Genomic DNA, 26,901 nt, shown 5'->3' with positions numbered 1-26,901 from the left:
CCGGTTCGCTGTCCGCGGTCAGCTTTTCAGGCGGGGAAAGAGGTCCTCGGAGTTGCCGCGGTCGATCGCGGCCCGCAGCTTGTCGTCGAGCGGGTACTTCTCGTAGGTCTTGTTCAGGAAGCTCACCGCGGGCGGCGGGGCGAACGGGTAGTCGCTGCCGTAGGTGATGTGGTCCGGGTCTGCCACTTCGAGCAGGCTCGGCAGGGCCGCGGGTGACGCTGACAGCGCGATGTCGTAGTAGAACTGGCGCAGCACGGCTAGTTGTTTGGGCACCTGGTGCTTCTGGTCGAGCAGCGTCCACGCCTGCTGGGCCTTGTTCCTGGTGCTCATCATCGTGAGCAGGATGCGGTAGGAGATGTAGGGCACGAACCCACCGGCGTGGGCGAGGATGAACTTGATCCCGGGGTATTTCGCCATCGCACCGGACAGGATGAGGCTGATCGCCGTGCGGGTGGTGTCGAGCAGGAAGTCCGCGGTGAACGTCGGGATGCCGGGCACTTCCGGGGCGGGCAGCTCGCCCGGGTGGATGAACACCACGGCCTGCCGGTCGTGCAGGAACTGCAGCAGCGGGGCGAACCCGGGGTCGCCCAGGTAGCGGCCGTCGTTGTTGGCCAGCAGCACGATCCCGTCGGCGTGCAGAGTGTCGAGGGCGTACTCGGCCTCGGCGAGCGCGCCGTCGACGTCGGGCAGGGTCAGGGTGGCGAAGAACCCGAACCGGTCCGGGCGGTCCGCGACCACGGAAGCGGTGTACTCGTTGACGTCCCGTGCCCAGCGGCGCGCCTCGGCGTCGTCGCCGAAGTGCACCCCGGGCGTCGACAGCGACAGGATGCCGGTGCGGATCCCGTGGCCGTCCATGAACTTCAGCGAGGCCGACGGCGACCACGCGGGCAGGTCCACCCCGCCGGGCCGGACGCCCTTCTCGTGCATCCACTTCGCGTAATCGGGCGGCACGAGATGCTGATGGGTGTCGATGCGCTGGGCGCGGCTCATGCGAGGTTTTCCTTTCCGGCGAAGGGGATCGAGGGCCTGACGGGACGGAGCCGGACGCTCCTGCTCGACAGGTAGCGGCGGCGGTCGGTGATCAGGATCGAGACGAGGGTGCCGACGACCAGCCACGCGGCGAGCTGGGCGACCCCGGTCGTGAGGCCGGTGCCGTCGGTGGCCGCGGCGCGCAGGGCCAGGACGGCGCCGTGGGTCGGGAGGTAGTCGGCGAGCGCGTACAGCGGGCCGGGCAACGTCGAGACGACGCCGGTCGCGCCCGCCAGGACCAGCACGGCCAGCGACGCGATCCTTCCGGCTCGGCCGAAGATCGCCGTGGCGGCCTGGTTGAGCGCGACGAACGCGGAGGCGGCCAGCAGCGCGATCAGCAGGAAGCCGAGGGTGCCGGCGACGCCGAGTTTCAGGACGGGGACGGCGATCGCGGTGATGGCGAGCGCCGCGAGGGCGGCTGCCGTCGCGCCGGGGATGGCGGCCCGCACGATGATTCGCCAGGTCGGCTCGCGAGCGGTCAGGACGCCGTCCGGCACGGCCCGGGTGACGATGTAGGTGGCCAAGGCCAGCGCCCACAGCGCGAGCGCGGCGAACAGCGTCAAGCCCAGGGTGCCGATCGGGGTGCCGTCGGTCGAAGCGGTGCTCGGGTCGGCGGCGACGGTCTTGAGGTGCGCGCGTTCGGCGTCGGAGTAGCTGGGCACCTGGTCACGGCCCTGGTTCAGCTGGGTGGCGAGTTGCCCGGCGCCGTCGTCGACCTTCTTGGTCCCGCCCTTCAGCTGTCCGGTGCCGGAAGCGAGCTTTTGCGCGCCGGAGTTGGCTTGCCGGATGCCGCTGTCGAGCTGCCGCGCGCCGCTCGCGGCGGACGCGATCCCGGCGGCCAGCTCCTTGGATTTTGCGGCGAGCTGGGCGTTGCCGTCGGCGACCTTGCGGGCTCCGGTCGCGAGCGCCTGAATGGAGTCGCGGGCCTTGACGGCGTTGGCGCGGACGGCGGATGTGGCGTTGTCGATCTTCTGCGCGTCGGTGGTGAACCGGTCCGCGGTTCGGCGCAGGTCGGCGCAGAACGAGGCCGAACCGCCGGTGGCGGCGCACTGGCCGGCGAGCTGCTGGAACTGCCGGGCCGCGCTGCTCGCCGAGGGGAGGGTGTCGATGGCGGCGATGATCCGGTTGGCCAGCGGCACGACGACGCCGGCGAGCTGTTCGTTGCCGTCGGCGACCTGGTCGGCGCCGTCGGCCAGCTGCCGGGTCAGCGCGGGCAGCCGCGCGGTGTCGCGCTCGGCTTGGGTGAGCCCGGAAGCGAGTTTGCCGGAGCCGGTGGCGAGTTGGGCGGTTCCGGCGGCGAGCTGGTCGGCCCCGGTGCGCAGCTGCCCGGCGGCGTCGTCCAGCTGACGGGTGCCGTCGGCGAGCTGCGCCGCGCCGTCCGCGGCCTGGCCGACCTTCTGGTGCAGGGTCGTGAAGCCGACGTACACGTTGTCCAGATAGGTCTGGACGACCTGCTGGTTCAACGTCCGTTGCGTGGCTTGGGCGATGTGGTCCGCCAGGCCGGGGTCGCTGACGCCGGCGGCGTCGGTCGTCTGCACCTGCACCTGGGCCTGGCGGGCGTCGAGGGGTTTGGCGGTGGCGGCCGAGGTGGCGCGGGCGGAGAAGTCCTTCGGGATCGTCACCGTGGCCGCGTAGCTGCCGTCGGCGAGGCCGGCGGAGGCGTCGTCGGCGTCGGTGAGCACCCAGTCGTAGGCCGAATCTTCGCTGTGGGTGAGGTACCCGGCGAGCTGCCGGCCGAGCGGGATGGTCTGGCCGTTGACCTGGACGGCTTCGTCGTTGTTGACCACGGCGGCCTTGGCGGTGCCGTGGTTGTGCTCCGGCGTCCAGAACGCCCAGGTGAGCAGGCCCATGATGATGAGCGGGACGGCGATCAGGCCGGTCCAGGTGCGCCAGGTCAGCGGGCCCGTGGCGAGGGCGCGGGCGGAGTTGGCGAAGGGCTTGAGCATCAGAAGACCTCGGCGGGCTGATCGGCGGTGAGCGAATGCAGGTGCGCGGCCGGGGGCAGCAGGTCCGCGATGCGCTCGGGGTCCTGGCAGGTCAATACGAAGGTGGTGGTCCCCCGTTCGGCGATGAGGCGGCGGAGGTGGTCGCGGATGTCCGGGCGCAGCACGAGGTCGACGTCGTCGACCACGACGAGTCCGGCGTCGGGGGCGGCGACGATCTGCCGGGCGGGGTCCTGGGTGTCCCGGCCCGCGATGACGGCGACGTCGCGGCGCAGGGCGTGCGTGTGCTGGGGCAGGACGCGGCCGAGCACCTTGAGGTCGCCGGTGAACTTGGTGACGCGCCCGGCGAGGGTGTACGCCAGCGCGGTCTTGCCGCAGGCACCCGCACCGTGCAGCACCAGCACGCCGCCGCGGGGGACGTGCAGGTCGACGTCGTGATACACCGGATGGCCCCGGTCGTCCTCCAGCCGCAGGCCGCGAGCGCTGACCGCCTCGTCGACGCCGGGCCAGTCGGCGAGCCGCAGTTCGTGCACGAGAGCGTCGCCTTCGGCGTCGAACACCGGCAGCATCCGGTCGAGCTTCGGCGGCAGCCCCCACGCGCGGCGGCCCAGCAGCGCCAGGACCGCGGGCACCAGGGTCATCCGCACGATGAAAGCGTCGACGAAGACCCCGACGGCGAGGCTGAACGCGATCGGCTTGATGGTGGCGCTGCCTTCGGGCACGAACGCGGCGAACACCGCGAACATGATCACCGCCGCCGCGACCACCACCCGCGAGGCGGAGACGAAGCCGGATTCGATCGCGTGGTGCGGATCGCCGTGATGGACGAAGTCTTCGCGAATCCGCGAGACGAGGAAGACCTCGTAGTCCATCGCGAGTCCGAAAAGGACACCCATCAGGATGATCGGCAGGAAGCTGATCACGCTGCCGGTGTGGGTCACGTTCAAGGCGTCCGCGAGGTGTCCTTGCACGAACACGAACGACGTCGCCCCGAAGGCCGCGGCGACCGAGAGCAAGTAGCCGGCGGTGGCCTTGATCGGCACCCAGATCGACCGGAACACCATGGCCAGCAGGATCAGCGAGAGCCCGACGACGAGGATCCCGAACGGCAGCAGGGCGCTGCCGAGCTGGGCGGAGACGTCGATGCCGACAGCGGTGATGCCGGTGACCGCGGTCTGCGTCCCGTAGCTGTCCCGGAAGTGCTGCTCCAGGCCGCGCAGCCGGGCCACGAGTTCGTCGGTCTGCGCGGAGTCCGGCGCGGTCGTCGGGACGACCTGGATGATTCCGGTGTCGCCCTTGGGGTTCGGGGTGGACAGGGGAACGGAAGCGACGCCGGGGACGCGGCGGATCTCGTCGGCGATCTTGTTCACCAGGCCGATCGGGTCGGTGCTGGTGATGATGTCGGCGGTGACGATGAGCGGGCCGTTGTAGCCGGGCCCGAAGTGTTCGCTGACCACCTCGTAGGTGTCGCGGGCCGGGCTGCCGTGTTCCTCGGTTCCGTTGTCCGGCAGCGCTAGTCGCAGCGAAGTCGCGGGGATCGCGCACACGGCCAGCCCGGCGACCACGACCAGCACGGTGACCAGGGGCGCCTTCGTCGCGGTGCGCACCCACCAACGCGCGATCTGGGGCTTGCGGCGGGGCCGGGTCTTCCGCGGTTTCGGGGTGCGCGTCCGCAACCGCTTGCCCGCGAAGGACATCAGGGCAGGCACCAGCGTGACGGCGATCGCGACCGCCAGGGCCACAGCGACCGCGGCGGCGACGCCCATCGTGGTCAGGAACGGGATCCCCGCCACGGCCAGGCCGAGCAGGGCGATCACGACCGTGAGCCCGGCGAAGATGACCGCCGACCCGGCGGTAGCGGTGGCCCGGGCGATCGACTCCTCCACGTCGAGCCCTTCGCCGAGCTGGTCGCGGTGCCGCGACAGGAGGAACAGGGCGTAATCGATGCCGACCGCGAGCCCGATCATCACCGCCAGCATCGGCGCGGTCGAGGAAATGGGCGTGACCACCGTGGCGAGAAAGATGAGCCCGACGGCGACGCCGACGCCGAGAACCGCCGTGATCAGGGGCATGACCGCGGCGATCAGGGACCGGAACATCAGCACCAGGACCAGCAGCGCGATGAGCAGGCCGATGCCTTCGGTGGGACTGAGCTTCGGGACCCGGTTGGAGAACGCGTCGCCCCCGGTGTAGACCTTCGCGCCGGTGGCGGTCGCCAGATTCGCGGCGATCGCGGAGAGCTGGGTCTTCGTGGTCGGGTCGACCTGTGCGAGCTGCACCTTCAGCGGCACGGCGATCAAGGCGGCCCGGTCGTCGTTCGACACCGCGCCGTCGACGTTCTTGTCGAACGGGTTCACGACGGTGGCGACCTGGTCCAGCTTGCCGATCCGGGTCACCGCCCGCGCGACCGCCACGCGGTTCTGCGGGGTGTCGGCCTTCGTACCGTCCGGGACGACCAGGACCAGCTGGGCCGACGTGCCGCTGACCTCCGGGAAAACCCGGCCGAGGTGGTCGAGCGCGTCCTGCGACTCGGAGCCGGGGATGGCGAACGCGTCGTCGGTCCCGTGGTTGAACACCAGTGCCGCCCCGCCGGCGACCGCCAGCACCACCACCCACAGCGCCAGCACGAGCACCCGGGCACGGGCGGCGGCGCGGCCCAGCCGGTAGAGGAACGACGACACGAAGACTCCTGACCAGGTTGGATACGTCGTGTATCGTAATACAGCATGTATCCGATGCATAGTGCATCCCGTCACTCCGCTGGGTGAGGCGGGGAAAGTAAGGTGAACGGCATGGCGACCACCAGCGCGGGTCTCAGCACCCCGAAGGGCATGACCCGGCGGCGCGCGGAGACCCGGCGGCGGGTCATGGCGGCGGCCTACGACGTGTTCACCGAGCTGGGCATCCGCGATGCCCCGGTCGAGCTGATCTGCGAACGCGCCGGCTTCACCCGCGGCGCGTTCTACTCGAACTTCGCCAGCAAGGAAGAGCTGTTCCTGGCGATCTACGAAGCGGAGATGCGGGAGCGCGCCGAGCGGCTGCGCGCCGCCGTCGAACGGGCGGCCGAGGAGGCCGCGCCCGGTTCCGTCGACGAGGTACTGCAGAAAGCCGGCCTGCTGTTCCTGGAGTCCCTCGCCGCCGACGAGACGTGGTATCTGCTCAACGCCGAGTTCCGTGCCCAGGCCATGCGGCAACCGGAACTGCGCGAGCCGACCGCTGCCGCCGAGGGCCGGTTCCACGACGCGCTCGCGGAAATCCTGCAGAACCTGCTCGACCGGCTGGACATGCGGCTGACCGTCGATCAGCGCAGTGCCGTCGTCACGATCGTGGCCCTCTACGAGACCATGCTGGAACGCGCGATCCTCGACGGACTCCCCGACAAGGCCGACAGCCGGTATCTGACCGACGTGCTCCCCCGGCTCTTCACGGCCTTGATCGCTCCGGGCCGGTAGCTCAGCGGTTCGCGGTGAACGGCTGGCGCCGAGGACGAGCTTGAGCCCCGCGATGCCGGAATGCGCCTGGGCGTAAGCGGTTCGTGTCCGATGTCGCGAATTGTTGTTGACGCCGGGCAGGGACAGGCCCAGCGTGGACAGAGTGCCGAGGGCGTTCCCGGCAGGATCGAGAAAGGCGCTGCCGCTGTCGCCGGGCACTCCGGGAGCAGGAGCGGCCAGGGCGTGGGCCCAGACTGACTCTGCGTGAGCTGGCCTCTGCGAGGAAAGCACGGAGATCCCCATGCGGAGACTGGAATTGCCGTAGACGCGGTCGCCGGGCTGGGCGCCCGTGGTGTTGACGTCGACCGGGCCGCCCCAGTACGGCAGGCTCGGAGCGACCTTGCCGTAGCCCTTCTCCGCGACCTTCACCCAGCGCGAAATCGTTGTAGGCACAGGCGTTCTGGTCTTTCTCGCCGATCTTGCGCATGGCCAGCCAGCTGCTGTACGCCAGCCGTCCGGTCCCGATGACCGTGCTGCTGGCCGCCGGTGAGCCGCCACGGTTGAAGGTCGCCGCCGTCTCGAGCGGGAGACTGCCCGCACTGCAGCCGTTGTTCTCGTTGCCGTCGCCGGTACTGGCGCAGTGCGCGGCTTGACCGAGATAAACGGCGCCTGCTCCGTCGACGAAGACGCAGTTCGCCGCGCACTGGCTGAACCCTTGGTGCAGGTCTGCACACCGGGCTTGATCGTGGCCGTCGAGGCGGCGGCCCACTGATGATTCCCCGCCTTGTCCGCGGCAACCGTGAACTGTCCCGCGCGGCCGGATGGTGCCGTATTCGCCGATGTTGCTCCGCTGCCGGCCGTGGTGCCGACGAGGTCCGTGCTGCAGCCACCGAGCAATCCGGTCGCGAGGAGCCCGACGGTCGCCGTCAGCACACACCGGAGTGGGAGTGATTTCATCCCGGTGCGCCTCTCTGTGATGTCGGATGGAAGCGGCTCAGAGTTGGCTGGCTTGACCGGCGGGCGGCGCCTGGATGCCGACTTCGGCACCCCAGCGGGTGACCCCCTCCGGTCTCGACGACCTTGCCGGACTTCTGGTTCTGTGCGATCAGCAGACTGGGATCGCCCAGCTCGGCCGCGTCCAGGTAGGCGCTGACCACCTTGCCGGCTTTGCTGTCGGCGGTGACCTTGACCCAGGTCTTGCCGCCCACGCGCGCACGCGCCGCATTCGGCAGTTTCACGTACCCGGTTTGTCGACGACCCGGACCTCAGCGGGTTCGCCGGGGACGGTCGTCGTCGTCGAAATCGCGCTGTCCCAACCGGAATAGCGCACCTCGCGCTTCCCGGTCAGGTGCTGAGCGGCCGCGGAGAAGCCGTAGGTGAGCGCGATGTCTTCCGGCCGGTCTTTGCCACCAGGGAGCGCGCCAGCTCCTGGGCCGTGCGTCCACCGCCGAGGCGATGCCGGTAGGCCACGCCCGCGGCCTGACCGCAAGCTGCCGTCGCCAGAACCAGCACCAAGCCGACCCCGGCCAACATCGTCGCTCTCATTCCCGCCCCCAGAGGGCTCGACAGAACACCGTTCAGACGGATGAGCGAACTTGAGCTACGCGGCGGAGTCGCGGGAACCGGCCGCACCGACGTCGGGCAAGGGACGCCGGCAGAGTTCGCGGGCTTCGTCGGCGGACAGGCCGAGCATGCGCAGCAGATCCTCGGCGACCTGGTCGGTCGCCTCCGCAGCGTCGCGACCGGGCTGGTCGTGCAGCAGCTGGCCGAGACACAACATGGCGCCGGCCACCGTGACCATGGCGAGCTCAGGGTCGCGCACCGTGAACCGGCCGGCGTCGATTGCGGCCTCGATGTCCCGGCGCGCCCGGGGGGCCAGCCCGCGCTCGGCTGTGGCCAGGGCGAGCCCGTTGTTCAGCAGCACCCGGCTCAGCTCGGGACGCAGCCGGTGCAGGCGGCCGCTCAACCGGAAGCTCTGCGCGAACGCCAGCGCCGGATCCTCCAGACCCGCGGTCAGTTCGTCGAGCAAGGCGCCGTAGCGGTCCAGCGCGTCCTCGACCGCAGCCTGGTAGAGCTGCTCCTTGCTCTCGAAGTGGTTGTAGAACGACCCCATCCCGACGTCGGCGGCCTGCGTGATCTCCAGGATCGGGACGTTCGTGTTCCCAGCCGCGATGAACCCCTGGGCCGCCCGGAGCAGTGCCGCGCGAGTCCGCGCCTTGCGCCGCGCCGACCGGTCGCCGGCTGTCTCCTCGGTCATGCCCCGCACCTCCCGGGAGCCACCTTAGCGGACCGTCTCAGAAATGAGGAAATCGTCAGAATCTCTGGACTGACGATATGCTCGCAGGTGACGATATCGTCAACAAGATGGGAGGGGCGATGACCGATCCCCACGCCGACCTGCACAGCGAGCAAGGCGCGTTGCCCGGCGAACACCCGGGGAGGGCGCGCAATCCGGTCATCAAGGTGCACGACCTGGCGTGGCTGGAGTTCGAGAAGCCCGACCTGGCCAAGGCCGAACTGTTCGCCCACGCCTTCGGGTTCACCACGTCGCTGCGCACTGCGGACGAACTGCAGCTGCGCGGCACCGAACCCGGCGCACCCTGCGTCCTGATCCGCCGCGGCCCGCGCTCGCGGTTCACCGGACCGGCGTTCCGGGCCGCCGACCCGGCGGACGTGCTTCGGCTGGCGGAGAGGACCGGGCACCAGGTCGTCCGCCTGCCGGAGAGCCTCGGCGGGGCCACCGTGGACCTGCGCGACCCGAGCGGCGCCCGGGTGCGGGTCGTGTCCGGCACGCACGAGCTCCCGGCGTTGCCGGGGCAGGTGCCGCTGACCTTCAACTTCGGGCACGAGGTCCGGCGAGTGAACACGCCCCAGCGGGCGCGGCGGGAGCCGGTCAAGGTGCAGCGGCTCGGCCATGTCGTGCTGCAGACGCGGAGGTACCGCGAAACGCTCGACTGGTACCTGGCCCACCTGGGCCTGATCGTGAGCGACTTCCTCTACTACCCGGGCCAGCGCGGACGTGGCCCGGTGATGAGCTTCATCCGCTGCGACCGCGGTGGCACCCCGACCGACCACCACACCCTCGCGATGGTGCTCGGACCGGCGGACCGGTACGTGCACTCGGCCTACCAAGTGCCCGACCTCGATTCGCTCGCCGCCGGCGGCGAGTACCTGCTCGAGCGGGGCTACCGGCGCTCGTGGGGCATCGGCAGGCACGTCCAGGGCAGCCAGCTGTTCGACTACTGGCGCGACCCCGACGGATTCCTCGTCGAGCACTTCAGCGACGGCGACCTGTTCGACTGTTCGCTCGAGCCCGGCTGGGCGCCGATGACCGCGTCGGGACTGGCCCAGTGGGGCCCGCCCGCCACCAAGGACTTCCTCGGCGTCAAACCCGGCCGGGAAGCGTTCGGGGAGCTGCGCGCCATCGTCGGCGCGCTGCGCGAGGAAAACGAATTCGACTTCGACCGCCTGCGCGGCCTGCTGAAAGTAGCTGTGTCATGAGCATTTCCGTCCTCCGTACCGCCGACGCCTGGTGGGTCGCTACCCCCGCCGGAGCGGCCAGAGTGGCCACCCGGGCCGCGACCACCGCACAACTGCTGGCCGACCGGAAAGCTCTCGACGCGGCGGCGGCCAGCGGCCGCGCGGTCGGCGTGGAGACGCTTGAGCTCGTCTCGCCGGTCACCGCCCCGTGCCGAGTGGTCGCCCAGATGACCAACTTCGCCTCGCACGTCGAGGACACCGGCGGGAACCCGGACACCGTGCCGCTGACGTTCTTCCGCAAGTCGTCCGGCTCGATCAGCGGCCCGCACGACGACGTGGTGCGGCCCGCCCACGTGCGGCTCCTGGACTACGAAGTCGAGATCGGCCTCGTCATCGGCACGGAAATCCCGGTCGGCACCGAGATCGGCGACGACCTCTCGCAGTACGTCGCGGGACTGGTGGTGGCCAACGACGTCTCCGCGCGGGACATCCAGCTGCCCCAGACCCAGTTCTACGAGGCCAAGTCCTACCCGACGTTCACCCCCACCGGACCCGCGCTGGTCCTGCTCGACGCCGACGAGCTCAAGCGATTCGCCGACCTGCGGCTGAGACTGAGCGTCAACGGCGAAACCCGGCAGGACCGGACGGTCGCCGACATGATCCACCGTCCCGCCGAGGCCCTCCGGGCGCTGGCCCGCTTCCAGCGGCTGGACCCGGGCGACCTCGTCCTGACCGGCACCCCCGTGGGCACGGCGTTGTCCGCCCCGCCGAAACCGGTGGAGATCATCGGCTCGCTCCTGCCGCCGGCACTCAAGTGGAAGCTGTTTTTCCGCGGCCAGGCACGAAATCCCCGGTACCTCCAGGACGGCGACGTCATGGAGGCCGGAGTGGCCACCGACGATGGCGCGATCGATCTGGGCACCCAGCGCACGACGGTGAGGCATGCCCGATGAACGCGGATCTGCAGTGGCCGAAGTACGCCGGCCCCACCGACCTCTCCGCAATCGAAGCCGTGCCGCTGGCGGCACGCGGACTTCCCGCGTCGACCTACGCCCTGTTGGTTCGCGCCGCCGCCACCTGGCCGGATCGCACCGCGCTCACTGTGCTGCCGGACGCCGCGCGCTGGCGAGAAGCCGAGCAGCGCACCTTCGCCGGGCTGCTCGGCGACGTCCACCGATACGCGAACCTGCTGCACGAAATCGGCATCCGCCGACGCGACGCGGTCGCGCTGATGTCGCCCAACACCGCCGAACTGGTGCCCGCCACCCTCGCCGCGCAGCTCGCCGGGATCGCGGCGCCCCTCAACGGCGGCCTTTCACACCAGCACCTCGCCCAGCTCCTCCGCCGATCCGGCGCGCGGGTCCTCGTCACCGCCGGTCCCGAGCTGTCCCCCGCCGTCTGGGAAACCGCACACGCCCTCGCCCAGGACGGACACGTCGACTCCCTCCTGGTCCTGCGGCCCACCGGCGCCGCCGAGCCGGCCCCGGACCTGCCGAGCCTGCCCGGGATCCGCGTCGGCTACCTCGGCAAGCTGGCGGCCGGGCAAGACTCCGCGGTGTTCATCGGCGAACCGCCCCGCCCGGAAGACCTGGCCGCGTTCTTCCCGACCGGCGGCACCACCGGCGCGCCGAAGCTGGCCGCGCACACGCACGCCATCGAGATCGCCGACGCCTGGACGCTGGCCGCCAACTCGCTGCTCGACGACAACGCGACGCTCTTCGCCGCGCTGCCGCTGTTCCACGTCAACGCGCTGGTCGTCACCCTGCTCACGCCGCTGTTCAGGGGACAGGCCACGGTATGGGCAGGGCCGCTGGGCTATCGCGACGTCCCGCTCTACGGCGAGTTCTGGAAAATCGTCGAGCACCACCGGATCGCGACGATGAGCGCGGTCCCCACCGTGTACGCGGTGCTCGCGCAGTGCCCGGTCGACGCGGACATCAGCAGCTTGCGCTTCGCCATGGTCGGGGCCTCGCCCCTGCCGGCCGCCGTCCGCGAAAACTTCCAGGCCCGCACCGGCATCACGCTCGTCGAAGGCTACGGCCTGACCGAAGCGACCTGCGCCAGCGCGCGCAGCTTCCCCGACGCGCCTCGGCCCGGCTCGGTCGGCCAGCGGTTGCCCTACCAGCGGATGAAAACCGTCCGCGTCCGCGAGGACGGCACCTGGGAAGACCTCCCGCCCGGCCACACCGGCGTGCTCGCGATCAGCGGGCCCGCGGTGTTCCCCGGCTACGTCACCGGCCAGGACGAGCACGGCCACGTCCTCGACGGCCTCGGCAAGCTCGTCGACGGCTGGCTCGACACCGGCGACCTCGCCCGCCTCGACCCCGACGGGTTCGTCTACCTCGCCGGCCGCGCCAAAGACCTCATCATCCGCGGTGGCCACAACATCGACCCCGCGATCGTCGAGGACGCCCTGCTCGCCCATCCCGCGGTCACCGCCGCGGGCGCGGTGGGGCGGCCGGACGCCCACTCCGGCGAGGTCCCCGTCGCCTACGTGACGCTCGCTCCCGGCTCGACGGTCGCCGAGCAGGACCTGGCCGACTGGGCCCGCGACCAGGTCCCCGAGCCCGCCGCCGCGCCGAAGACCGTCACGGTGTTCGATGCCCTGCCGCTCACCGACTTGGGCAAGCCGTACAAACCCGCGCTGCGCGCCGACGCCACCCGGCGCGAGCTCACCGAAGCGCTGGCCGGCCTGCCCGGCGTCCTCGACGTCGACGCCGAGATCGACGACGGCTCGGTCATCGCGGTGGTGCGGACTTCGGGCGACGCCGACGAGCCGGCGGTCAAGGCGGTCCTCGGCCGCTACGCGATCGACTGGCGCCTGGCAGGTGCCTCGTGACCGAGGTACCCGTGGTCATCGTCGGCGCGGGCCCGACCGGCCTCACCGCCGCCACTCTGCTAGCCCAGTACGGCGTCGAGTCCCTCGTCCTCGACCGGTGGGAAACGATCTACCCCCAGCCCCGCGCCGTCCACCTCGACGACGAGATCTGCCGCATCCTCGGCCGGCTCGGCCTCTTCGCGGAGTTCTCGGGGATTTCCTGGCGCTGTAACGGGTTGCGGCTCGTGGACCGGGACATGCGCGTGCTCGCGGAGTTCCGGCGCGACGCGGCGCACGGCAGGCACGGCTACCCCGAGGCCAGCATGTTCCACCAGCCCGAACTGGAAGCGCTCCTGCGCTCGGGCCTCAAGCGGCACAGCGTGGTCACGCTGCGCGGCGGCGCCGAGGTCACTTCGCTCGCCCCGGAGGTCGGCGGCGTGCGGGTCGCGTTCACCGAGTCCGGTCGACCGGACTCGGTGCTCGCGCGTTACGTACTCGGCTGCGACGGAGCGAACAGCCTGACCCGGACCTCGATCGGCGCCGTCATGCGCGACCTCGGGTGCACCCAGCGCTGGCTCGTCGCCGACATCCGCACCGACGCCGAACTCGACGCCTGGGAAGGGGTGCACCAGGTCTCCGACCCGACCCGCGCCGCCACCTACATGCGCATCGGAAAGAACCGCTACCGCTGGGAATTCCAGCTGACAGACGGCGAAACAGCAGACGACTACCGCGAACCGGCCGCACTGGTCCCCCTGCTCAAGCCATGGACCGGGGAGACACCGGCCGACCGCCTCGAGATCGTCCGCGTCGCCGAATACACCTTCCGCGCCCAGGTCGCCGACCGCTGGCGCGACCGGCGGGTCTTCCTCCTCGGCGACGCCGCCCACCTCACCCCGCCGTTCATCGGCCAGGGCATGGGCGCCGGGATGCGCGACGCCATGAACCTCGCCTGGAAACTCGCCGGCGTGCTCGACGGCACGCTCCCCGAAACCGTCCTCGCCAGCTACGAGACCGAACGCAAACCACACGCCACCACCATGATCCGGCTCGCCAAGCTGATGGGCACGGCGATGACCGAAGGCGGCGAACTCGGCAACCTCCTCCGCCGCGTCGCCGCACCGCGCCTGCACCTCGTGCCCGGCCTGCGCAAGCGCGTGCTCGAAACCGCAACCCCGGCCCTGCACCGCTCCGCGCTGGTGGCACGCCCGCTCCTCCGGCATTCCCTGGCCGGCCGGCAATGCCCCAACGCACCGATCGGCGGCGGGCGACGGCTCGACGACGTGACAGCCGGCCGATTCGCGTTCATCAGCACCGCCGAACCGTCGCCCGCACAGCGCGCCGACATCGAACAACGCGGTGCCGTGCTCGTGATGGCCCTACCCGGGAGCGCCCTGCACCGCTGGTTGCGCCGCGGCTTCGCCCACGCCGCTGTCGTCCGTCCCGATGCGACAGTCCACAGCGCCGGCCGCGACCTGACCGCCCTCTGCGCGGCGATACCTCCTTACCACGCAACCCCTTGAAACGTGGCCGCGACAGCGCGGCCGCACCGGTCGACGGCGCCCGGAACCGACGATCGACAGGAAGGACCCCGTTGCGGGAACAACTCACGCGACGCGGATCACCGACGACCTCGTCCTGCCCCACCTCGCTCCCGAAGCACTCGACCAACTCGGCGAGGTGACCGGCGGGGCCGTGAACGTCGGCCTCACGATCCTGCACCACCCGGCACTCGCCGTGCGCTGCCAGCCATTCGGCCTCAGCTTCCTCACCGAAAGGAATCTCCCCCTCCCGCGAACGGGAACTGGTCGTCCTCCGCACCTCCTGGCACTGCCGCAGCCCCTATGAACGGGCCCACCACACGAAAATCGGCCGGGACTGCGGGATTTCCGCCGAGGAGCTCCGCCGGATCACCACCGCCGACCTGGGCGAGTGGCCGGGGCCGGATGCCGAACTCCTGGAAGCCGTCGATTTCGTGGTGCGTGATCACGCACTCTCCGAAGCGCAGTGGACGACTCTCTCTCCGGCCGGTACGGAACAGCCGGAGCGATCGAGACGATGATGCTCGCCGGCCACTACACGATGCTGGCCGGAGTTCTCAACAGCGCCGGCACCCGGATCAAACCAGACATCGAAGCGCACATCCCGCTGAGCTGACGAGCACACTGCCGCACCCCGTGCCCGTGATCACGACTTGCCGAACCCCATGCCACTCGGCACCGCCTTTTTTGTCGGGTGCGGACGGAGGCTCAGCCGCCGATCTTCGACGGGTGCACTACCAGCGGCACGACCGCGATGTCCATGTACGGGAACAGCGGCAGCCCAGACAGCAGCGCGTGCAGCTCGTCGTGGTCGGCGAGGTCGAGGACGGAGAAGTTGGCGTGCTAGCCCGCGATCCGCCACAGGTGCGGCCTCTTGCCCTCCCATAACAGCTTCTAGCTGTGGGCCTCCTCCCGCGCGATCATGTCGTCACGCTCCGCCGGATCCAGACCGGGCGGCAGGCTTACGTCCATGAGAGCGAACGAATGGCCGAACGTCACTATGGCGACCAGCCCCGCGCTGCCCCGTTTTCTCCGCTCCCATCCTCACCCGGGCACCTTCGGGCGAGGTGTGACGGCTCGCCCAGCGGCAACGTGTGGCGCTGATGTGGACTTCCAGTTCCTGCGCTGCAGGGGGCGCGTTGAGGTCGCCCGGTCCTACCGCCTGCTCACGTCAGGTTGGTACGGCTTGCCGCGCTCGGAGAGCCGCTCGGCGGCTCCGCTGAGCACCACGCCGTGCCGAGCGTGAGACAGCATCACCAGACCCACGTGAAGCTCTTCGCGCAATTCCGGCTCTGACTCAGCCCGACCGTCGGGAATGCGAAAGCCCTCGAAGCCCGGGACACCCACCGAATCTAACTGCTGTCCCTTGCCGGTGTGCGCGTTCAACAGGTGCACGCCCGGCCCGATCACGGCGATCGAGTCCTCGGCGGCGAACGCTCCCCGCGAACACGGGTCTTCGAGATCGCAACCCCTTCGCGGCCGCTCTCACCGCTGGAGGCGGTAACCGGCGGCTTCCAGGTCCCACTCGGCGGCCGCCGGACCGAGCCGCCTCAGGTCGGCCTTGCGGACCTTTCCGTTCTCCGTGACCGGGAATTCATCGAGGCGGATGAAGTACCGCGGGACCGCGAAGTAAGCCAGTCTCGGCTCGCAGAACCGGACGATGTCCGGGTAGGCCGGTGCGGTCCCGGGTTCGAGGATCAGTCCCGCCATGACGTCGTCCTCGCCGAGTTCGGAATCGACCGCCCACACCGCGGCGTCGCGAACGCTCGGATGTTGCCGCAGGACGTCTTCGACCTCGGCCGAGGAGATGTTCTCTCCCCGCCGCCGGATCACGTCCTTGATCCGGTCCACGAAGCGCATCCAGCCGTTCTCCTCGACGACGACCCGGTCTCCGGTGTGGAACCACAGGTCGGTCCAAGCCTCGGCGGTTTTGTCCGGCATCCGGTAGTACCCGGTCGCGAACGCGTAGGGCTGGGTGCTGCGGATCAGCAGTTCGCCCGGCACGGACGGCGGGACCTCCGCCCCAAGCTCGTCGACGACGCGGGCCTGGAACCCGGGCTGCAGCCGGCCGCAGTACCCCGGCCGCTGTTCGGCGGGCGTGCTCGCGAAAACCGCGTTCGTCTCGGTGGAACCCCATCCGTCGAGCAGCGTTACGCCGAATCGCGAACGGAATTCGGCCAGCAGGGACGCGGGCGTCGCCGGGGAAAGCGCGATGCGCATTCGATGCGCGCGGTCGTCCGCCGACGGGGGTCGCCCGGCCAGGATGGAGACCATCGCGCCGAGAAGGTAGCCGACCGTCGCGCCGCGGGCCGCCGCCTGCGACCAGTATCGGGAGGCCGAAAACCGGTCTCCCAGCACGTAAGTCGCGCCGCTGACGAGGGCTTGGCTGAACGCGTTGAGCGCGTTGGTGTGAAAGAGCGGCAGGCAGGTGAAGAGCACGTCGTCCGGCGTGATTCCCAGCTGACGGCTGACGTTGAACCCCCACCAGTAGAACTGGGCGTGGGGACACAGCACGCCTTTGGACACCCCGGTGGTGCCGGAGGTGTACAGGAGCGCGGCGGTGTCGCCGGGACGAACCGGGTGCGCGGGCTCGACCGGATGCGACTCGCTGGCGTAATCCGGCAGGCGCGCGGCCCGCACGGGAAGCGCCGGGGGATCGCCGTCGATGATCCAGACTTCCTGGACTTCCGCGACGTCGGGCAGGTCCGACAGCCTCTCGGCCAGTTCCGCTTCCGCCGCGAGCAAGCGGGCGCCGGAGTTGGCCAGGGCATGGTGCAGTTGCTGCCCTTTCCACGCGGTGTTGACCGGCACCGCGATCGCGCCGGCCCAGGCGCAGCCGAGGATCAGGTCGAGCAGTTCCACACGGTTTCCGGAAAACAGCAGCACGCGGTCGCCGGGCTGCACGCCGCGGGCTCGCAGTGCGGCCGCTGCCCGTGCGACGCGGTCACGGACCTGCGCCGCCGTGAACGAACGCTCGCCGACGACAAGCAGCGGGCGATCGGCTCCCGTGGCGGCCCGATCCGCGAGCATGGCCGGCACAGTAGCGCGGCTGAGCGGCCGGTCCGCGGTGGCGGGCACGTCGGTCATCGGGAGGACTCCTTCCGGAGAGCGTGCTCGGGCGAGGCCGGTTCCGTTCCGGGCACCACGGCGATCGGGCCGTCGCCGGGAACGGGCCGGGAGTGCAGCGGCACGTGGTCGCCGGGTTCGGCTTCTCCGTGCAGCGCCCCGATCAGCACCAGGTCGTCGTCGGCCAGTGTCACCAGGCGGGCGGCCTGCCCGACGTGCACCACTGTGGACGTTTCCACGCGCGCACGGGCGAGTTCGACCGTCGTGAAGTCCATGTCGTCGCACTCCGCGCAGAGCAATCGAGCGGGGAAGTAACGCCGCCCGCAGTTCCGGCATCGCTGCACCATGATCACGCCGCTGCCTCCAATACCGTCACGTTGGCGCAGGCGCCGTGCCGGTACAGCACCATGCCGTACCCGCTCACCGCGCCCAGCCGCGCCCGCACCTGCCGCTGGCCGGCCTCTCCGGTGAGCTGCCGGACTACTTCCACCAATCCGTGCATCCCTCCCCCGGCGCCGGCCTGCCCGGCCGACAGCTGACCGCCCGAGGTGTTCACCGGTACCGTCCGGTCCTGCGCGAGCTCCCGGAGGAAGCCCGGCACGTCGGCGCCGGCGGGGATGACGCCGAGATCGCGCAACTGGGCGAGGACGACCGCCGGGTAGTCGTCGTAACAGCTGACGACGTCCAGGTCCGCTGGTCCGACCCCGGCCCGGTCCCAAGCCTGGGGCGCGCAGTGGACCAATCCGGTGTGCAGCCCGGAGCCCAGCTGGTCGTCGGAGTTGTACGACGCGGTGACCGACAGGACGCGCGCACGGGGAGTGTTGCCCCACCGGTCGTCCGCCGCGACGACCACCGCGTTCGCTCCGCTGACCGGAGGAACGCAGTCGTAGCGGTGCAGCGGGTCCGCGACGGGCGGCGCGGCGAGATAGTCCTCCAGCGTCAACGGATCCCGGTACACCGCACCGGGATTGCGTTCCGCCCAGCGCCGCTGCGCGACGACGAGCCGTCCGTAGTCTTCCCGGGTCAAGCCCAGCTGGTCCATCTGCCGCGACGTGAGCATCGCGAACAACGCGTTCGGCCCGGACATCGGCAGCGGGGTGAGATGGTCGGCGGTCGCCGAGTTGTAACTCCGCACCAGCGTTTCGTGTGCCGCTTTGTCCATGTGGTCGCCGGCGACGAGCACGATCACCGAAGCGTCGCCGGCCTGGATCGCGCGCACCGCGTGCTGCAGCAGGCCGCCTGCGGAGGCGCCACCGTTGGTGTCCTGCATCAGCCAGCCGAGCCTCAGCCCCATCCGCCACCCGAGGTCGATGGCGTGGTCATGGCCGAGGGTGAAGCTGGCTACTCCCAGACCGTCGACGTCGCGGAGTCCGAAGCCCGCGCCGCGCACCGCGGTCAGCACCGCGCGCGCCAGAAGCCCCGCGGTCGTCGTCCCGGCGGGAGCATGCCGCGTGTAGGGGGTCTCGGCCGCGCCGGCCACCGACACACCGCTTCCCCCGCGGCCGGGACCGGATTGCGCTGGACTGTGTTTCGTCATCGCGTAAGTCCTTCCGATGTGCTCAGTGGCCGAATGCCTCGGCAAGCCACCACGACGCCTCCTGCGAAGTCACCTTCGCGTCGATCACGAGCGGGACGGCAGCTTCGTCGTCGAGCCATTCCTTGACGGGCAGCAGATCCTCGACGCGGCGCACGGTGAGCGCGCGGCATCCGTAGCCGCGCGCCACAGCCGCGATGTCCACGTCCGGGAAGGTGACGCCCGACAGGTCCTCGGCTTCGCCGAAGTGGTGCACCTCGGCGCCGTACATCGCGTCGTTGTAGACCACGACCAGCAGCGGAATCCGCAGTCGTACCGCGGTTTCCAGCTCCGAGACGCCCATCAGGAAACCGCCGTCGCCGCAAGCGGCCACGGGAATCCGTTCCGGCCGGGCGAGGGCCGCGCCGACGGCGGTCGCGAGGCCCAGCCCGACGGACTGGAAGGCCTGGGTGAAACAGAACCCGTACTCGTCGGGCACGTCGAGGTACATGCTGGGATAGCCGAGGAAGTTCCCGGAATCGACCGAGACGACGCGAGCCGGGGGCAGCAACCGGTTGAGCTCGGCGGTCATGGCCCTCGGGTCGACCCGGCCGGACCCGCTCTGGTCGGCGAAGGGGACATCGGTCCAGCTGCCTTCGCGCTTGATGCGGTCGGCGAGGTGCTGAGCGCGGTACCCGGGACGCACGGGGACGCCGTCCCGGCGCAGCGCGGCGAGCGTGTCGCGAGCGGTTTCGGCTGTGCCGCCCCACACCCCGAGGTTGACGTCGCGGGTGCGGCCGATGGCTGACCGGTCGACGTCCACCTGGACCACCGTCGCGTCGTCGGCGATGAGTTTTCCGTGCCGCATGGTCCACATGTTCAGCGCGCAGCCGAAGCCGACGATCAGGTCCGCGCCGGAAATCAGTTCCGCGGCCAAGGGCGTGGAGAATCCGCCTGCCACGTCGATGTTCCACGGGTCATCGCGGAACATGCCGCGGGACACGGCGGAGGTCGCGAGCAGCGCGCCGGTGTGGCGGGCGAGTTCCGCGATCGCGTGCGGCGCGCCCGGCGTTCGCGCGCCTCGGCCCGCCACGAACACCGGCCGCCGCGCCGACCGCAACCGGTCCGCGAACGCCTCGACGTTCGCCGGGCGGGGGAAGCCCGCGGGAACTCGCCGCACGGTCGCCGCCTTGCCGGAGAAAGCCATGTCCTGCACGTCGATCGGGACGTTGAGCACCACGGTGCGCCGCTCCGCCGCGCACGTCTCGTAGGCTCGCACCACGTCCTCCGCCGCAGTTTCCGCCGACCTCACTCGCATGGCGGCCGCGCCCACGCTCTCGGCGATGCGGGCTTGGTCCACAAAGAAGTTCGAGGTCGGTTCGGTGGCCTCGGCGGTGACCACGAGCAACGGCGTCCGGCTCTTGGCCGCTTCGGTGATGCCGGTCAACGCGTTGGTGTAGCCGCATCCCTGGTGCAGGGAAAGCACGGCGACTTCGTTGCTCATCCGGGCGTAGGCGTCGGCCATGCTCGCGGCGCCGCCCTCGTGCCGGGCCGCCACGAAACGACCGCCTGCGGCCACGAAAGCGTTGGTGTAGTGGAAGTTGCCGCTTCCGATCACGCCGAACGCCGTCCGCACGCCGAGCTGGTGCAGGGTTTGTCCGATGATGTCGCGGACGTACATCGAAGAGTTCTCCGTTCAGCCGAAGGCGGCGGACGTCGGGACCAGGGCCAGCACGCGGGCCGGACTGCCGGACCCGCCCGCGATCTTCAAGGGGGCCACCACGAGCACCGCGCCGGTGGCGGGCAGCAGCGCCAGGTTCTGCAGCTGCGTCACGCCGTACTTGCCGGTGCCCAGCAGGTAACGGTGCGCGGGGAAGGGCGGGTCGAACCGGAACGCCTGCCCGGCGTCGGTGCCGACCGTTTCCACGCCGAAACCGGCGATGCCCGTCTCCTCGGCCAGCCACCGGGCGCATTCCGGCGACACGCCCGGCGTGTGCGGGCCTTCGCGATCCGCGTTGAGGAACAGTTCCTGGCTGTGGGACCGGGCGTCCCAGCCGGTGCGGAACAACAGCCAGCCGCCGTCGGGCAGCGGGCCGTGCCGGTCCTGCCAGGATCGGACGTGCTCGACCTCGAGCAGGAAGTCCGGGTCCCGCCGGCACGCCTCGGCGGCGTCCAGCACGACCGCGGGGGCGACCAGCCGACGGACGGGAACTCCGGCGACGTCCTCCCCGTCGCGGCCGCTCCACCAATGCCGGGGCGCGTCGAAATGCGTGCCCACATGCTCGCCGGTGTGGATGGCGTGCTGCAGCGAGATCTCCGCGGGGTCGTCGTAGTGGGCGAGCCGCTCCAGCCGGAAGGGCGGGATCGCGGCCATTTCCGGAGGAAGCGGGAGCACGGGCGTCGCTTCGGACAGCGTGGCCGTGAGGTCGACAACGTCGACCTGGCCGCGGCCGAAGAGTTGCGCGAGCGAGGCCGGCGGCGATCCGGCGGCGGGGAGAGGCGGCATGGGAATCATGGTGCGTCCCGACTGCCATGCCTGGCCAATGCCAACTTCTGCCAAGCCATGTCCGTTGGCACATACCTCGACGGCTGGTTAGGCTGCGCGCGACCGAGAGGAGCCCCGGTGAGTCTCGACAAGCTTCTCGACGGACGGTTCAAGATCCGCCATCTCGTCCTGATCACCACCATCGCCGAAGAGGGCAGTCTCGTCGCCGCCGCGCGAGCGCTGCACGTCACTCAGCCCGTGGTCACGCGCAGCCTGCGCGAGGTCGAGGACGTTCTCGGAGTCGCGCTGTTCACCCGCGGCCCGCGGGGCGTGCGGACGACGCAGTTCGGCGACATGGTGCTCGAGCACGCCCGCGCCGTGCTCGCGAATCTGCGCCGGGTCAGCGAAAACATCGAACACCTCCGGCGGGGCGGCGGCCGGCCCGTGCACGTGGGCACCAACCTCGCGGGCTCGTCCGGGCTGCTTCCGCGCGCGCTGGCGGAGTTCAAACGCGCCCGGCCGCAAACGCTGGTGACCGTCGTCGAGGGAACGGCCGACGACCTGATCAAAGCCTTGCGCCGGAACGAGGCGGACTTCGTCGTCGGCAGGCTCACCGAGGACCTCTCGGCCGCCGCGGATCTGCGGCAGCTGCCCCTCTACGACGAACCGGTCCGGCTCGCGGTGCGGCGCGGCCATCCCGCCGCCCGCTCCCCGGAACCCGCCATGGAGGCCTTGGTCAACTACCCGTGGATCCTCCCCGGCCCCGGCACCCAGCTGCGCCTCGCCCTCGACACCGAGTTCAGCTCCCGGGACCTCCCGCTGCCCGCCGACCTCATCGAATGCAGCACCTTCCTCACCATTCGCGAGATCCTGCTGGCCACCGACGCCATCGCCCCGCTGCCGCTGCTCATCGCGAAGCGGGACGACCAGCTCGCGGTGCTGTCGGCTCCGCTGGCCGCCGTGGCCGCGCCGATCGGGCTCGCGTCTCTCGCGGACGCCGCCGCGAGCGAGAACGCGCGCGAACTCCTCAACCAGGTCCAGCGCACCGCGCGGGACATCACCGTCGAACTCGGCCTGGAGTCGTGAGCGCTCCGGGCCCTTCCATAGCCCCTCGGCTATAGCCCGGACGAGAACGGCATTAGCCCCCGTCGCCCCGTGCGTTCAGGATGGCCAGTCAAGGCCGGATTCCGCCGGCCGGCTCCGCACCCGGGGAGTAGACGATGCGAGACCTCCTGTCGGCCGCCCTGCGCCGCGGCCTCACCCGACGCTCACTGGTCACCGGCGTCGGCGCGGCCGCGATCGCCGGCGTGACCGCCCGGCCGGCCGAAGCCGCACCCGGCGGTGCGCGCCAATGGGGAAACGGCCACCGCACCCGGCTGATCCTGCTCGGCACCTCCGGCGGACCGCCGTGGTGGCCAGGCACCACCAGGGCAGGCACCGCCTCCGCGGTGTCCGTCGGCGACCGGTTCTATCTCGTCGACGCCGGGCACCAGGCGGGCCGCCAGATCCGGGACGCCCGGCTCGGCGACTGGTCCCACGACACCGACGGGCCGCTGAACGCACTCCGCGCGATTTTCCTGACCCACCTGCATTCCGACCACACGATCGACCTCGACAACGTGCTGATCGAGGGCGTGTCCAACGGCCTGCAACGCGTTCCCGAGCCGGTGCAAGTGTGGGGGCCCGGCAACCGGGGCGCACTGCCGCCGCTGTTCGGTTCCCCTCCCGCTCCCCCGGTGACCGCACCGGACAATCCGACTCCCGGCACCGCCGAGATGATCGCGCTGATGGTCCGCGCATTCGCCACCGACATCAACGACCGGGTCTTCGACAGCCGCAAGCCTCCGCCCTCGGCCCTGTTCTCCGGGCACGACGTGCCCATCCCGGAACGCTTCCTGGCCGATCCGAACGGCAATCCGCACCCCCGCATGAGCCCGGTCCCCTTCTACGAGGACGACCGGATCCGCGTGTCCGCCACGCTGGTCCAGCACGCACCGGTCTTCCCTGCCCTCGCGTTCCGGTTCGACACCGACGACGGGTCCGTCGTCTTCTCCGGGGACACCGGACCGAGCGACAACCTGATCGAACTCGCGCGCGGCGCCGACATTCTGGTGCACGAGGTGATGGACCGCGCGTGGGCCGAACAGCTTTTCCCGCAGCCGCGAGACACTTCCGCGGAAGCCCGGTTCCATCACCTGATCAACGCGCACACCACGATCGAACAGGTCGGCGCCATCGCCGAGGCGGCCGGTGTGCCGACGCTCGTGCTCAACCACCTCGTGCCCGGGAACCGGCCGGAGCACACCTGGCTGCGAGCGCAGCGAGGGTATTCCGGAAAGCTCGTCGTCGGACGCGATCTGGACATCCTCGGCATCGGCCCGCTCGCTCGCTGACAGTTTCCGCACCCGTCTTCGCTTTCGGTCCCGCCGGGCGCCGCCCCACCGCCGCAACGAGGTCGTCGGCACTCCGCACCACCACAGCGGCAGAACCCTTCCCCTCAAGGAGGAACGCGTGTCTCGCAGCAAAACACCAGCCGTGCCGGCCGAGCAACAAACTGGCCGGGCCCGGTCGATCCGCCGGGTCGCGGCCGCCAGCCTCATCGGCAGCGCGCTCGAATGGTACGACTTCTTCCTCTACGGCACCGCGGCCGCGCTCGTGCTCAACAAGCTGTTCTTCCCCGCGACAAACCCGACGATCGGAACCCTGGCCGCGTTCGCGACCTTCGCGGTCGGTTTCGTCGCACGCCCCGTCGGCGGCGTGATCTTCGGCCATTTCGGCGATCGGGTCGGGCGCAAGGCGATGCTGGTCATCACGCTCGTCATCATGGGTGCCAGCACCGCTCTCATCGGCGTCCTTCCCACCTACCACCAGGTCGGCATGCTGGCTCCGGTGCTGCTGGTGATCGTCCGCATCGCACAGGGAATCGCGGTCGGCGGCGAATGGGGCGGCGCGGTCCTGCTGATCAGCGAACAAAGCACCAGCAAACGCCGCGGATTCTATTCGGCCTTCAGCCAGACCGGGGTGACACTGGGATTCGTCGTCTCCGCCGCCGTGTTCGCCGCGTTCGGCGCACTCCCCCAGGACGCCTTCATGGCCTGGGGATGGCGTCTTCCGTTCCTGCTGAGCATCGTCCTGGTCACCGTCGGCCTGCTCATCCGCACCCGGATCGCCGAAACCCCGGAATTCGAACAGGCCAAGAAATCGGCCGAACAGCGTCCCCACCTTCCGGTGGTGCAGGTCCTGAAGGAGCAGTACCGATCGGTGCTGCTGGTGATCGGCGCGAGGATGGCCGAGAACGGCGGCTCGTACGTGCTCCTGGTGTTCTCGCTGGCGTACGGCACCCGGATCGGCATCAGCACCGGGGTGATGCTCACCGCGGTCATCATCGCCAACATCGTCGAAACGGCGACCATCGTCGGGTTCGGGGCACTGTCGGACCGCATCGGCCGACGCCCCGTCTACCTCCTCGGCGCCGGCGGGCTCGTGTTGTGGGCCTTCCCGTTCTTCTGGCTGCTGAACACCAAAAATCCGCTCCTCGTGTGCGTCGCGGTGATCGTCGCCGTCGGCGTCTGCCACGGCGCGATGATCGGGACTCAGCCGAGCTTCTTCACCGAACTGTTCACCACCAAGGTCCGGTACAGCGGACTGGCGCTGGGACACGAAGTATCCGGGGTCTTCGCCGGAGGTTTCGCGCCGTTCATCGCGACCGCGCTGCTGGCCTGGCAAGGCTCATACTGGCCGGTCGCCCTGTACCTGGCCGCGCTCGGGGTGCTCAGCGTGCTCGCCGTCGCCCTCGCGCCCGAGACAGTGGGGCGGGCCCGGCGGCGTCGCCGCGAAGACATCAAGCAGCGATAGCATGGAATTCCCGATTCCCGCAGCCGCACACGACGAACCCGATCGCAGCGCGCCACCACCGTCCCTCGACAAGTGGCCCGGGCTCGTCATCCACTGTCCCGACTGCAGGCAACTGGCCTGGACCTTCACCCGGGACAGCGAAGAAGGCATCTGCCGCTTCTGCGGAACCCCATGGTGGAAGGTGTACGGCTGGAACATCGCCCAGCACTACGCCGACAACATCCGCGGGGACAGCCGGTCGATCAGCACCTGCCCATCGCCGTGGTGCGGAGAAGAGGCCCTCCTCGAAGTCACCACCCGGGAAAACTCTGACGAACCGGCAATCCTGTGCTTCGAGTGCGGTTTCCTGTCCACCGCCGTCGGACTGGGCGTGTGCGACGAGTGCAGCCGCCCGACGGTCGATCCCGGCACCCGTCTCTGTACGGACTGCCAATCGCTGGCTCAGTCGTGCCACGCGGATGGCGGGATCGGCCGCGGCGGCTGACAGATCGATCATCGCGCGGCCACCAGCCGGTCGCGTGTCGGGATCCTCCCGCGGACCGGGAATTCCGGTCTCCCTGTTTCGCTGAACGGACCATGAGATTGGCGCACGGGCCCGCGAACGCGGATGCTCAACGGGATGAATTCCAACAAGTCCTTTCAGGACGGTGCTGTGCTCGTCACGGGCGGCACGAGCGGGATCGGCCTCGCCGTGGCGCAAGCAGTGGCACGATCGGCCAGACCGGTCGTGGCCGTCGGGCGTGATGCCGCACACCGCCGCGCGGCTGAAGAAGCACTCGCCCGAATCGGGCCGGATCACGCAGTGCTTCCCTGCGACACAACCGATCCCGAATCGCTCGCGGCCGCAGTGGACCACGCTGCCCGGCGCTGGGGATCCGTCAGCGGACTCGTCACCTCCGCTGGCCGCCTCGCGCGGGGTTCAGCGCTTGACCTGTCCCTCGAAGACCTCCGGGCGGCGCTGGAGACGAACGTGATCGGCACCTGGCTCGCGATCCGGGCAGTGCTCCCCGGCATGCTCGCCGACGGGTTCGGCCGGATCGTCACCATCGGCTCCGTACTGGGCGCCACAGGCGCCCCCGAACGGAGTGGCTACGCGGCCACCAAAGGCGCTGTCGCAGCGCTGACCCGTTCCGTCGCCCTCGAGGTGGCCGGTGCCGGAATCACCGTGAACTGCATCGCCCCGGGGCCGGTCCGTACTCCGATGAACACCGCGCCCGCGGAAACGAGCGCGCCGGCGCCGGATGCTTTCACCGACAGTATTCCCGTCGGCCGTTGGGGTACGCCGGCCGACATCGCGCACATGGTGTTGCCGTTGCTCTCCGCCGAGTCGGCCTACACCACTGGCACCGTGCTGTACGTCGACGGCGGTTACACCGCGCGCTGACCCGGGGCGCAGCAGGAATTCGGCGCATGGCCTGGCGCTCAGGCGACAATGACACTCACCGCATTGACCGAGGGGCCTGCACATCAGAAAAGGAGTCTAAGCCGCACCCTAAGGAGGCAGAGCCGAGCGTTCGCTACCTCTACGCCGGGTTCCCCAGAAAACTTCGTGCGCAAAGGTGCGAAGACACCGTCCTGCGCAAACCAGGACGCACCAGCCAGCGGACTGATCGCCGGGTCCCCTCGTTCCGAAGCCCGCACCGTCCACAACGGATTCACGGTGACAGCTGTTCGAGTACCTGGCCTTTGGTCTCGATCGCGTACCGGACAGTCACGACGCCGCCGACGAGTGCCACGGCG

General features: G+C 70.3%; 23 protein-coding genes and 1 pseudogene. 12 read left to right on the top strand and 12 right to left on the bottom strand.

What is annotated here, in order from left to right; genetic code table 11:
- Positions 1 to 18 precede the first annotated feature (18 nt).
- From L942_RS29485 to L942_RS29475, 3 genes are read right to left on the bottom strand one after another with little or no spacing between them, the layout of a single operon-like run.
- The gene (locus L942_RS29485) at positions 19 to 990 is read right to left on the bottom strand and encodes an amidohydrolase family protein (protein ID WP_037366871.1); all 972 of its coding nucleotides are present in this window, start codon (positions 988 to 990) and stop codon (positions 19 to 21) included.
- The gene (locus L942_RS29480) at positions 987 to 2,975 is read right to left on the bottom strand and encodes a YhgE/Pip family protein (RefSeq protein WP_037366869.1); all 1,989 of its coding nucleotides are present in this window, start codon (positions 2,973 to 2,975) and stop codon (positions 987 to 989) included. The genes L942_RS29485 and L942_RS29480 overlap by 4 nt, the downstream gene beginning before the upstream one ends.
- Positions 2,975 to 5,653 (bottom strand): MMPL family transporter, encoded by a 2,679-nt coding sequence (locus tag L942_RS29475; RefSeq protein WP_037366867.1) that lies wholly within the window; start codon positions 5,651 to 5,653, stop codon positions 2,975 to 2,977. Before L942_RS29475 ends, L942_RS29480 begins: the two co-directional genes overlap by 1 nt.
- A gap of 111 nt (positions 5,654 to 5,764) precedes the next feature.
- On the opposite strand from L942_RS29475, the gene L942_RS29470 reads away from it, so the two are divergent.
- Complete coding sequence (locus L942_RS29470; protein WP_037367064.1) at positions 5,765 to 6,424, top strand: TetR/AcrR family transcriptional regulator; 660 nt, start codon at positions 5,765 to 5,767, stop codon at positions 6,422 to 6,424.
- A gap of 464 nt (positions 6,425 to 6,888) precedes the next feature.
- Entirely contained in the window at positions 6,889 to 7,056 is a 168-nt protein-coding gene (locus L942_RS44530) for a hypothetical protein (protein ID WP_158684556.1), read from the top strand.
- Between the two features lie 300 nt (positions 7,057 to 7,356).
- Here L942_RS44530 and L942_RS44525 read toward each other — a convergent pair whose 3' ends face one another.
- Positions 7,357 to 7,641 (bottom strand): hypothetical protein, encoded by a 285-nt coding sequence (locus L942_RS44525; RefSeq protein WP_158684555.1) that lies wholly within the window; start codon positions 7,639 to 7,641, stop codon positions 7,357 to 7,359.
- Positions 7,642 to 8,003: 362 nt separating this feature from the next.
- Complete coding sequence (locus tag L942_RS29465; RefSeq protein WP_037366865.1) at positions 8,004 to 8,660, bottom strand: TetR/AcrR family transcriptional regulator; 657 nt, start codon at positions 8,658 to 8,660, stop codon at positions 8,004 to 8,006.
- Between the two features lie 119 nt (positions 8,661 to 8,779).
- On the opposite strand from L942_RS29465, the gene L942_RS29460 reads away from it, so the two are divergent.
- The 5 genes from L942_RS29460 (at position 8,780) to L942_RS44520 (ending at position 14,858) form a co-directional block, all read left to right on the top strand.
- Positions 8,780 to 9,904 (top strand): VOC family protein, encoded by a 1,125-nt coding sequence (locus L942_RS29460; protein ID WP_037367063.1) that lies wholly within the window; start codon positions 8,780 to 8,782, stop codon positions 9,902 to 9,904.
- Positions 9,901 to 10,836 carry a fumarylacetoacetate hydrolase family protein gene (locus L942_RS29455; protein WP_037366863.1) on the top strand — a complete coding sequence of 312 codons (936 nt, stop codon included), beginning with the start codon at positions 9,901 to 9,903 and terminating at the stop codon, positions 10,834 to 10,836. The genes L942_RS29460 and L942_RS29455 overlap by 4 nt, the downstream gene beginning before the upstream one ends.
- Positions 10,833 to 12,722 carry an acyl-CoA synthetase gene (locus L942_RS29450; RefSeq protein WP_037366862.1) on the top strand — a complete coding sequence of 630 codons (1,890 nt, stop codon included), beginning with the start codon at positions 10,833 to 10,835 and terminating at the stop codon, positions 12,720 to 12,722. The genes L942_RS29455 and L942_RS29450 overlap by 4 nt, the downstream gene beginning before the upstream one ends.
- Positions 12,719 to 14,224 (top strand): bifunctional 3-(3-hydroxy-phenyl)propionate/3-hydroxycinnamic acid hydroxylase MhpA, encoded by a 1,506-nt coding sequence (mhpA, locus tag L942_RS29445; RefSeq protein ID WP_037366861.1) that lies wholly within the window; start codon positions 12,719 to 12,721, stop codon positions 14,222 to 14,224. The genes L942_RS29450 and mhpA overlap by 4 nt, the downstream gene beginning before the upstream one ends.
- A gap of 484 nt (positions 14,225 to 14,708) precedes the next feature.
- Entirely contained in the window at positions 14,709 to 14,858 is a 150-nt protein-coding gene (locus L942_RS44520; RefSeq protein ID WP_158684554.1) for a hypothetical protein, read from the top strand.
- A 92-nt stretch (positions 14,859 to 14,950) separates the two neighbouring features.
- On the opposite strand, the pseudogene L942_RS46375 reads toward L942_RS44520, so the two are convergent.
- The 7 genes and pseudogenes from L942_RS46375 to L942_RS29410 all read right to left on the bottom strand — a co-directional run.
- A pseudogene (locus L942_RS46375) lies at positions 14,951 to 15,070 on the bottom strand (muconolactone Delta-isomerase family protein); the annotation flags it as partial.
- 327 nt (positions 15,071 to 15,397) lie between these two features.
- Complete coding sequence (locus tag L942_RS29435) at positions 15,398 to 15,652, bottom strand: hypothetical protein (protein WP_037366860.1); 255 nt, start codon at positions 15,650 to 15,652, stop codon at positions 15,398 to 15,400.
- 75 nt (positions 15,653 to 15,727) lie between these two features.
- Complete coding sequence (locus L942_RS29430; protein ID WP_037366859.1) at positions 15,728 to 17,329, bottom strand: ATP-dependent acyl-CoA ligase; 1,602 nt, start codon at positions 17,327 to 17,329, stop codon at positions 15,728 to 15,730.
- A complete protein-coding gene (locus tag L942_RS29425; RefSeq protein ID WP_037366858.1) occupies positions 17,326 to 17,583 on the bottom strand; it encodes a hypothetical protein in 258 nt (85 codons plus the stop codon). The genes L942_RS29430 and L942_RS29425 overlap by 4 nt, the downstream gene beginning before the upstream one ends.
- A 74-nt stretch (positions 17,584 to 17,657) precedes the next feature.
- A complete protein-coding gene (locus L942_RS29420) occupies positions 17,658 to 18,845 on the bottom strand; it encodes a thiolase family protein (RefSeq protein ID WP_051166333.1) in 1,188 nt (395 codons plus the stop codon).
- 22 nt (positions 18,846 to 18,867) lie between these two features.
- Entirely contained in the window at positions 18,868 to 20,502 is a 1,635-nt protein-coding gene (locus L942_RS29415; RefSeq protein ID WP_037366854.1) for a thiamine pyrophosphate-binding protein, read from the bottom strand.
- Between the two features lie 15 nt (positions 20,503 to 20,517).
- Positions 20,518 to 21,327, bottom strand: a complete 810-nt coding sequence (locus tag L942_RS29410) for a cyclase family protein (RefSeq protein WP_037366853.1) — start codon at positions 21,325 to 21,327, stop codon at positions 20,518 to 20,520.
- A gap of 117 nt (positions 21,328 to 21,444) precedes the next feature.
- Here L942_RS29410 and L942_RS29405 point away from each other — a divergent pair, with 117 nt between their 5' ends.
- From L942_RS29405 to L942_RS29385, 5 genes are all read left to right on the top strand, one after another.
- On the top strand, positions 21,445 to 22,392 hold the full coding sequence (locus L942_RS29405; RefSeq protein ID WP_037366851.1) for a LysR substrate-binding domain-containing protein: 948 nt from the start codon (positions 21,445 to 21,447) through the stop codon (positions 22,390 to 22,392).
- A 134-nt stretch (positions 22,393 to 22,526) separates the two neighbouring features.
- Positions 22,527 to 23,699, top strand: coding sequence for an MBL fold metallo-hydrolase (locus L942_RS29400; RefSeq protein WP_235079476.1), 1,173 nt, complete (start codon positions 22,527 to 22,529; stop codon positions 23,697 to 23,699).
- A 118-nt stretch (positions 23,700 to 23,817) separates the two neighbouring features.
- Complete coding sequence (locus tag L942_RS29395; protein ID WP_235079474.1) at positions 23,818 to 25,161, top strand: MFS transporter; 1,344 nt, start codon at positions 23,818 to 23,820, stop codon at positions 25,159 to 25,161.
- 181 nt (positions 25,162 to 25,342) lie between these two features.
- On the top strand, positions 25,343 to 25,645 hold the full coding sequence (locus tag L942_RS44515; protein ID WP_158684553.1) for a hypothetical protein: 303 nt from the start codon (positions 25,343 to 25,345) through the stop codon (positions 25,643 to 25,645).
- 123 nt (positions 25,646 to 25,768) lie between these two features.
- On the top strand, positions 25,769 to 26,545 hold the full coding sequence (locus tag L942_RS29385; protein ID WP_051166332.1) for an SDR family NAD(P)-dependent oxidoreductase: 777 nt from the start codon (positions 25,769 to 25,771) through the stop codon (positions 26,543 to 26,545).
- The last annotated feature ends 356 nt before the right edge of the window (positions 26,546 to 26,901 follow it).

The sequence above is a fragment of the Amycolatopsis orientalis DSM 43388 genome (genome assembly GCF_000411975.1).
Classification (GTDB): Bacteria; Actinomycetota; Actinomycetes; order Mycobacteriales; family Pseudonocardiaceae; genus Amycolatopsis; species Amycolatopsis orientalis_D.
Note: the sequence above shows the minus strand (reverse complement) of the source record. Positions and strands in the feature narration are given on the sequence as shown.

Excerpts from the sequence above, each read along its gene's own strand:
- L942_RS29485 (WP_037366871.1), bottom strand. The coding sequence starts at position 990 with ATGAGCCGCGCCCAGCGCATCGACACCCATCAGCATCTCGTGCCGCCC.
- L942_RS29480 (WP_037366869.1), bottom strand. The coding sequence starts at position 2,975 with ATGCTCAAGCCCTTCGCCAACTCCGCCCGCGCCCTCGCCACGGGCCCG.
- L942_RS29470 (WP_037367064.1), top strand. The coding sequence starts at position 5,765 with ATGGCGACCACCAGCGCGGGTCTCAGCACCCCGAAGGGCATGACCCGG.
- L942_RS44530 (WP_158684556.1), top strand. The coding sequence starts at position 6,889 with ATGGCCAGCCAGCTGCTGTACGCCAGCCGTCCGGTCCCGATGACCGTG.
- L942_RS29465 (WP_037366865.1), bottom strand. The coding sequence starts at position 8,660 with ATGACCGAGGAGACAGCCGGCGACCGGTCGGCGCGGCGCAAGGCGCGG.
- L942_RS29460 (WP_037367063.1), top strand. The coding sequence starts at position 8,780 with ATGACCGATCCCCACGCCGACCTGCACAGCGAGCAAGGCGCGTTGCCC.
- L942_RS29455 (WP_037366863.1), top strand. The coding sequence starts at position 9,901 with ATGAGCATTTCCGTCCTCCGTACCGCCGACGCCTGGTGGGTCGCTACC.
- L942_RS29450 (WP_037366862.1), top strand. The coding sequence starts at position 10,833 with ATGAACGCGGATCTGCAGTGGCCGAAGTACGCCGGCCCCACCGACCTC.
- L942_RS29430 (WP_037366859.1), bottom strand. The coding sequence starts at position 17,329 with ATGACCGACGTGCCCGCCACCGCGGACCGGCCGCTCAGCCGCGCTACT.
- L942_RS29425 (WP_037366858.1), bottom strand. The coding sequence starts at position 17,583 with ATGGACTTCACGACGGTCGAACTCGCCCGTGCGCGCGTGGAAACGTCC.
- L942_RS29420 (WP_051166333.1), bottom strand. The coding sequence starts at position 18,845 with ATGACGAAACACAGTCCAGCGCAATCCGGTCCCGGCCGCGGGGGAAGC.
- L942_RS29415 (WP_037366854.1), bottom strand. The coding sequence starts at position 20,502 with ATGTACGTCCGCGACATCATCGGACAAACCCTGCACCAGCTCGGCGTG.
- L942_RS29410 (WP_037366853.1), bottom strand. The coding sequence starts at position 21,327 with ATGCCGCCTCTCCCCGCCGCCGGATCGCCGCCGGCCTCGCTCGCGCAA.
- L942_RS29400 (WP_235079476.1), top strand. The coding sequence starts at position 22,527 with ATGCGAGACCTCCTGTCGGCCGCCCTGCGCCGCGGCCTCACCCGACGC.
- L942_RS29385 (WP_051166332.1), top strand. The coding sequence starts at position 25,769 with ATGCTCAACGGGATGAATTCCAACAAGTCCTTTCAGGACGGTGCTGTG.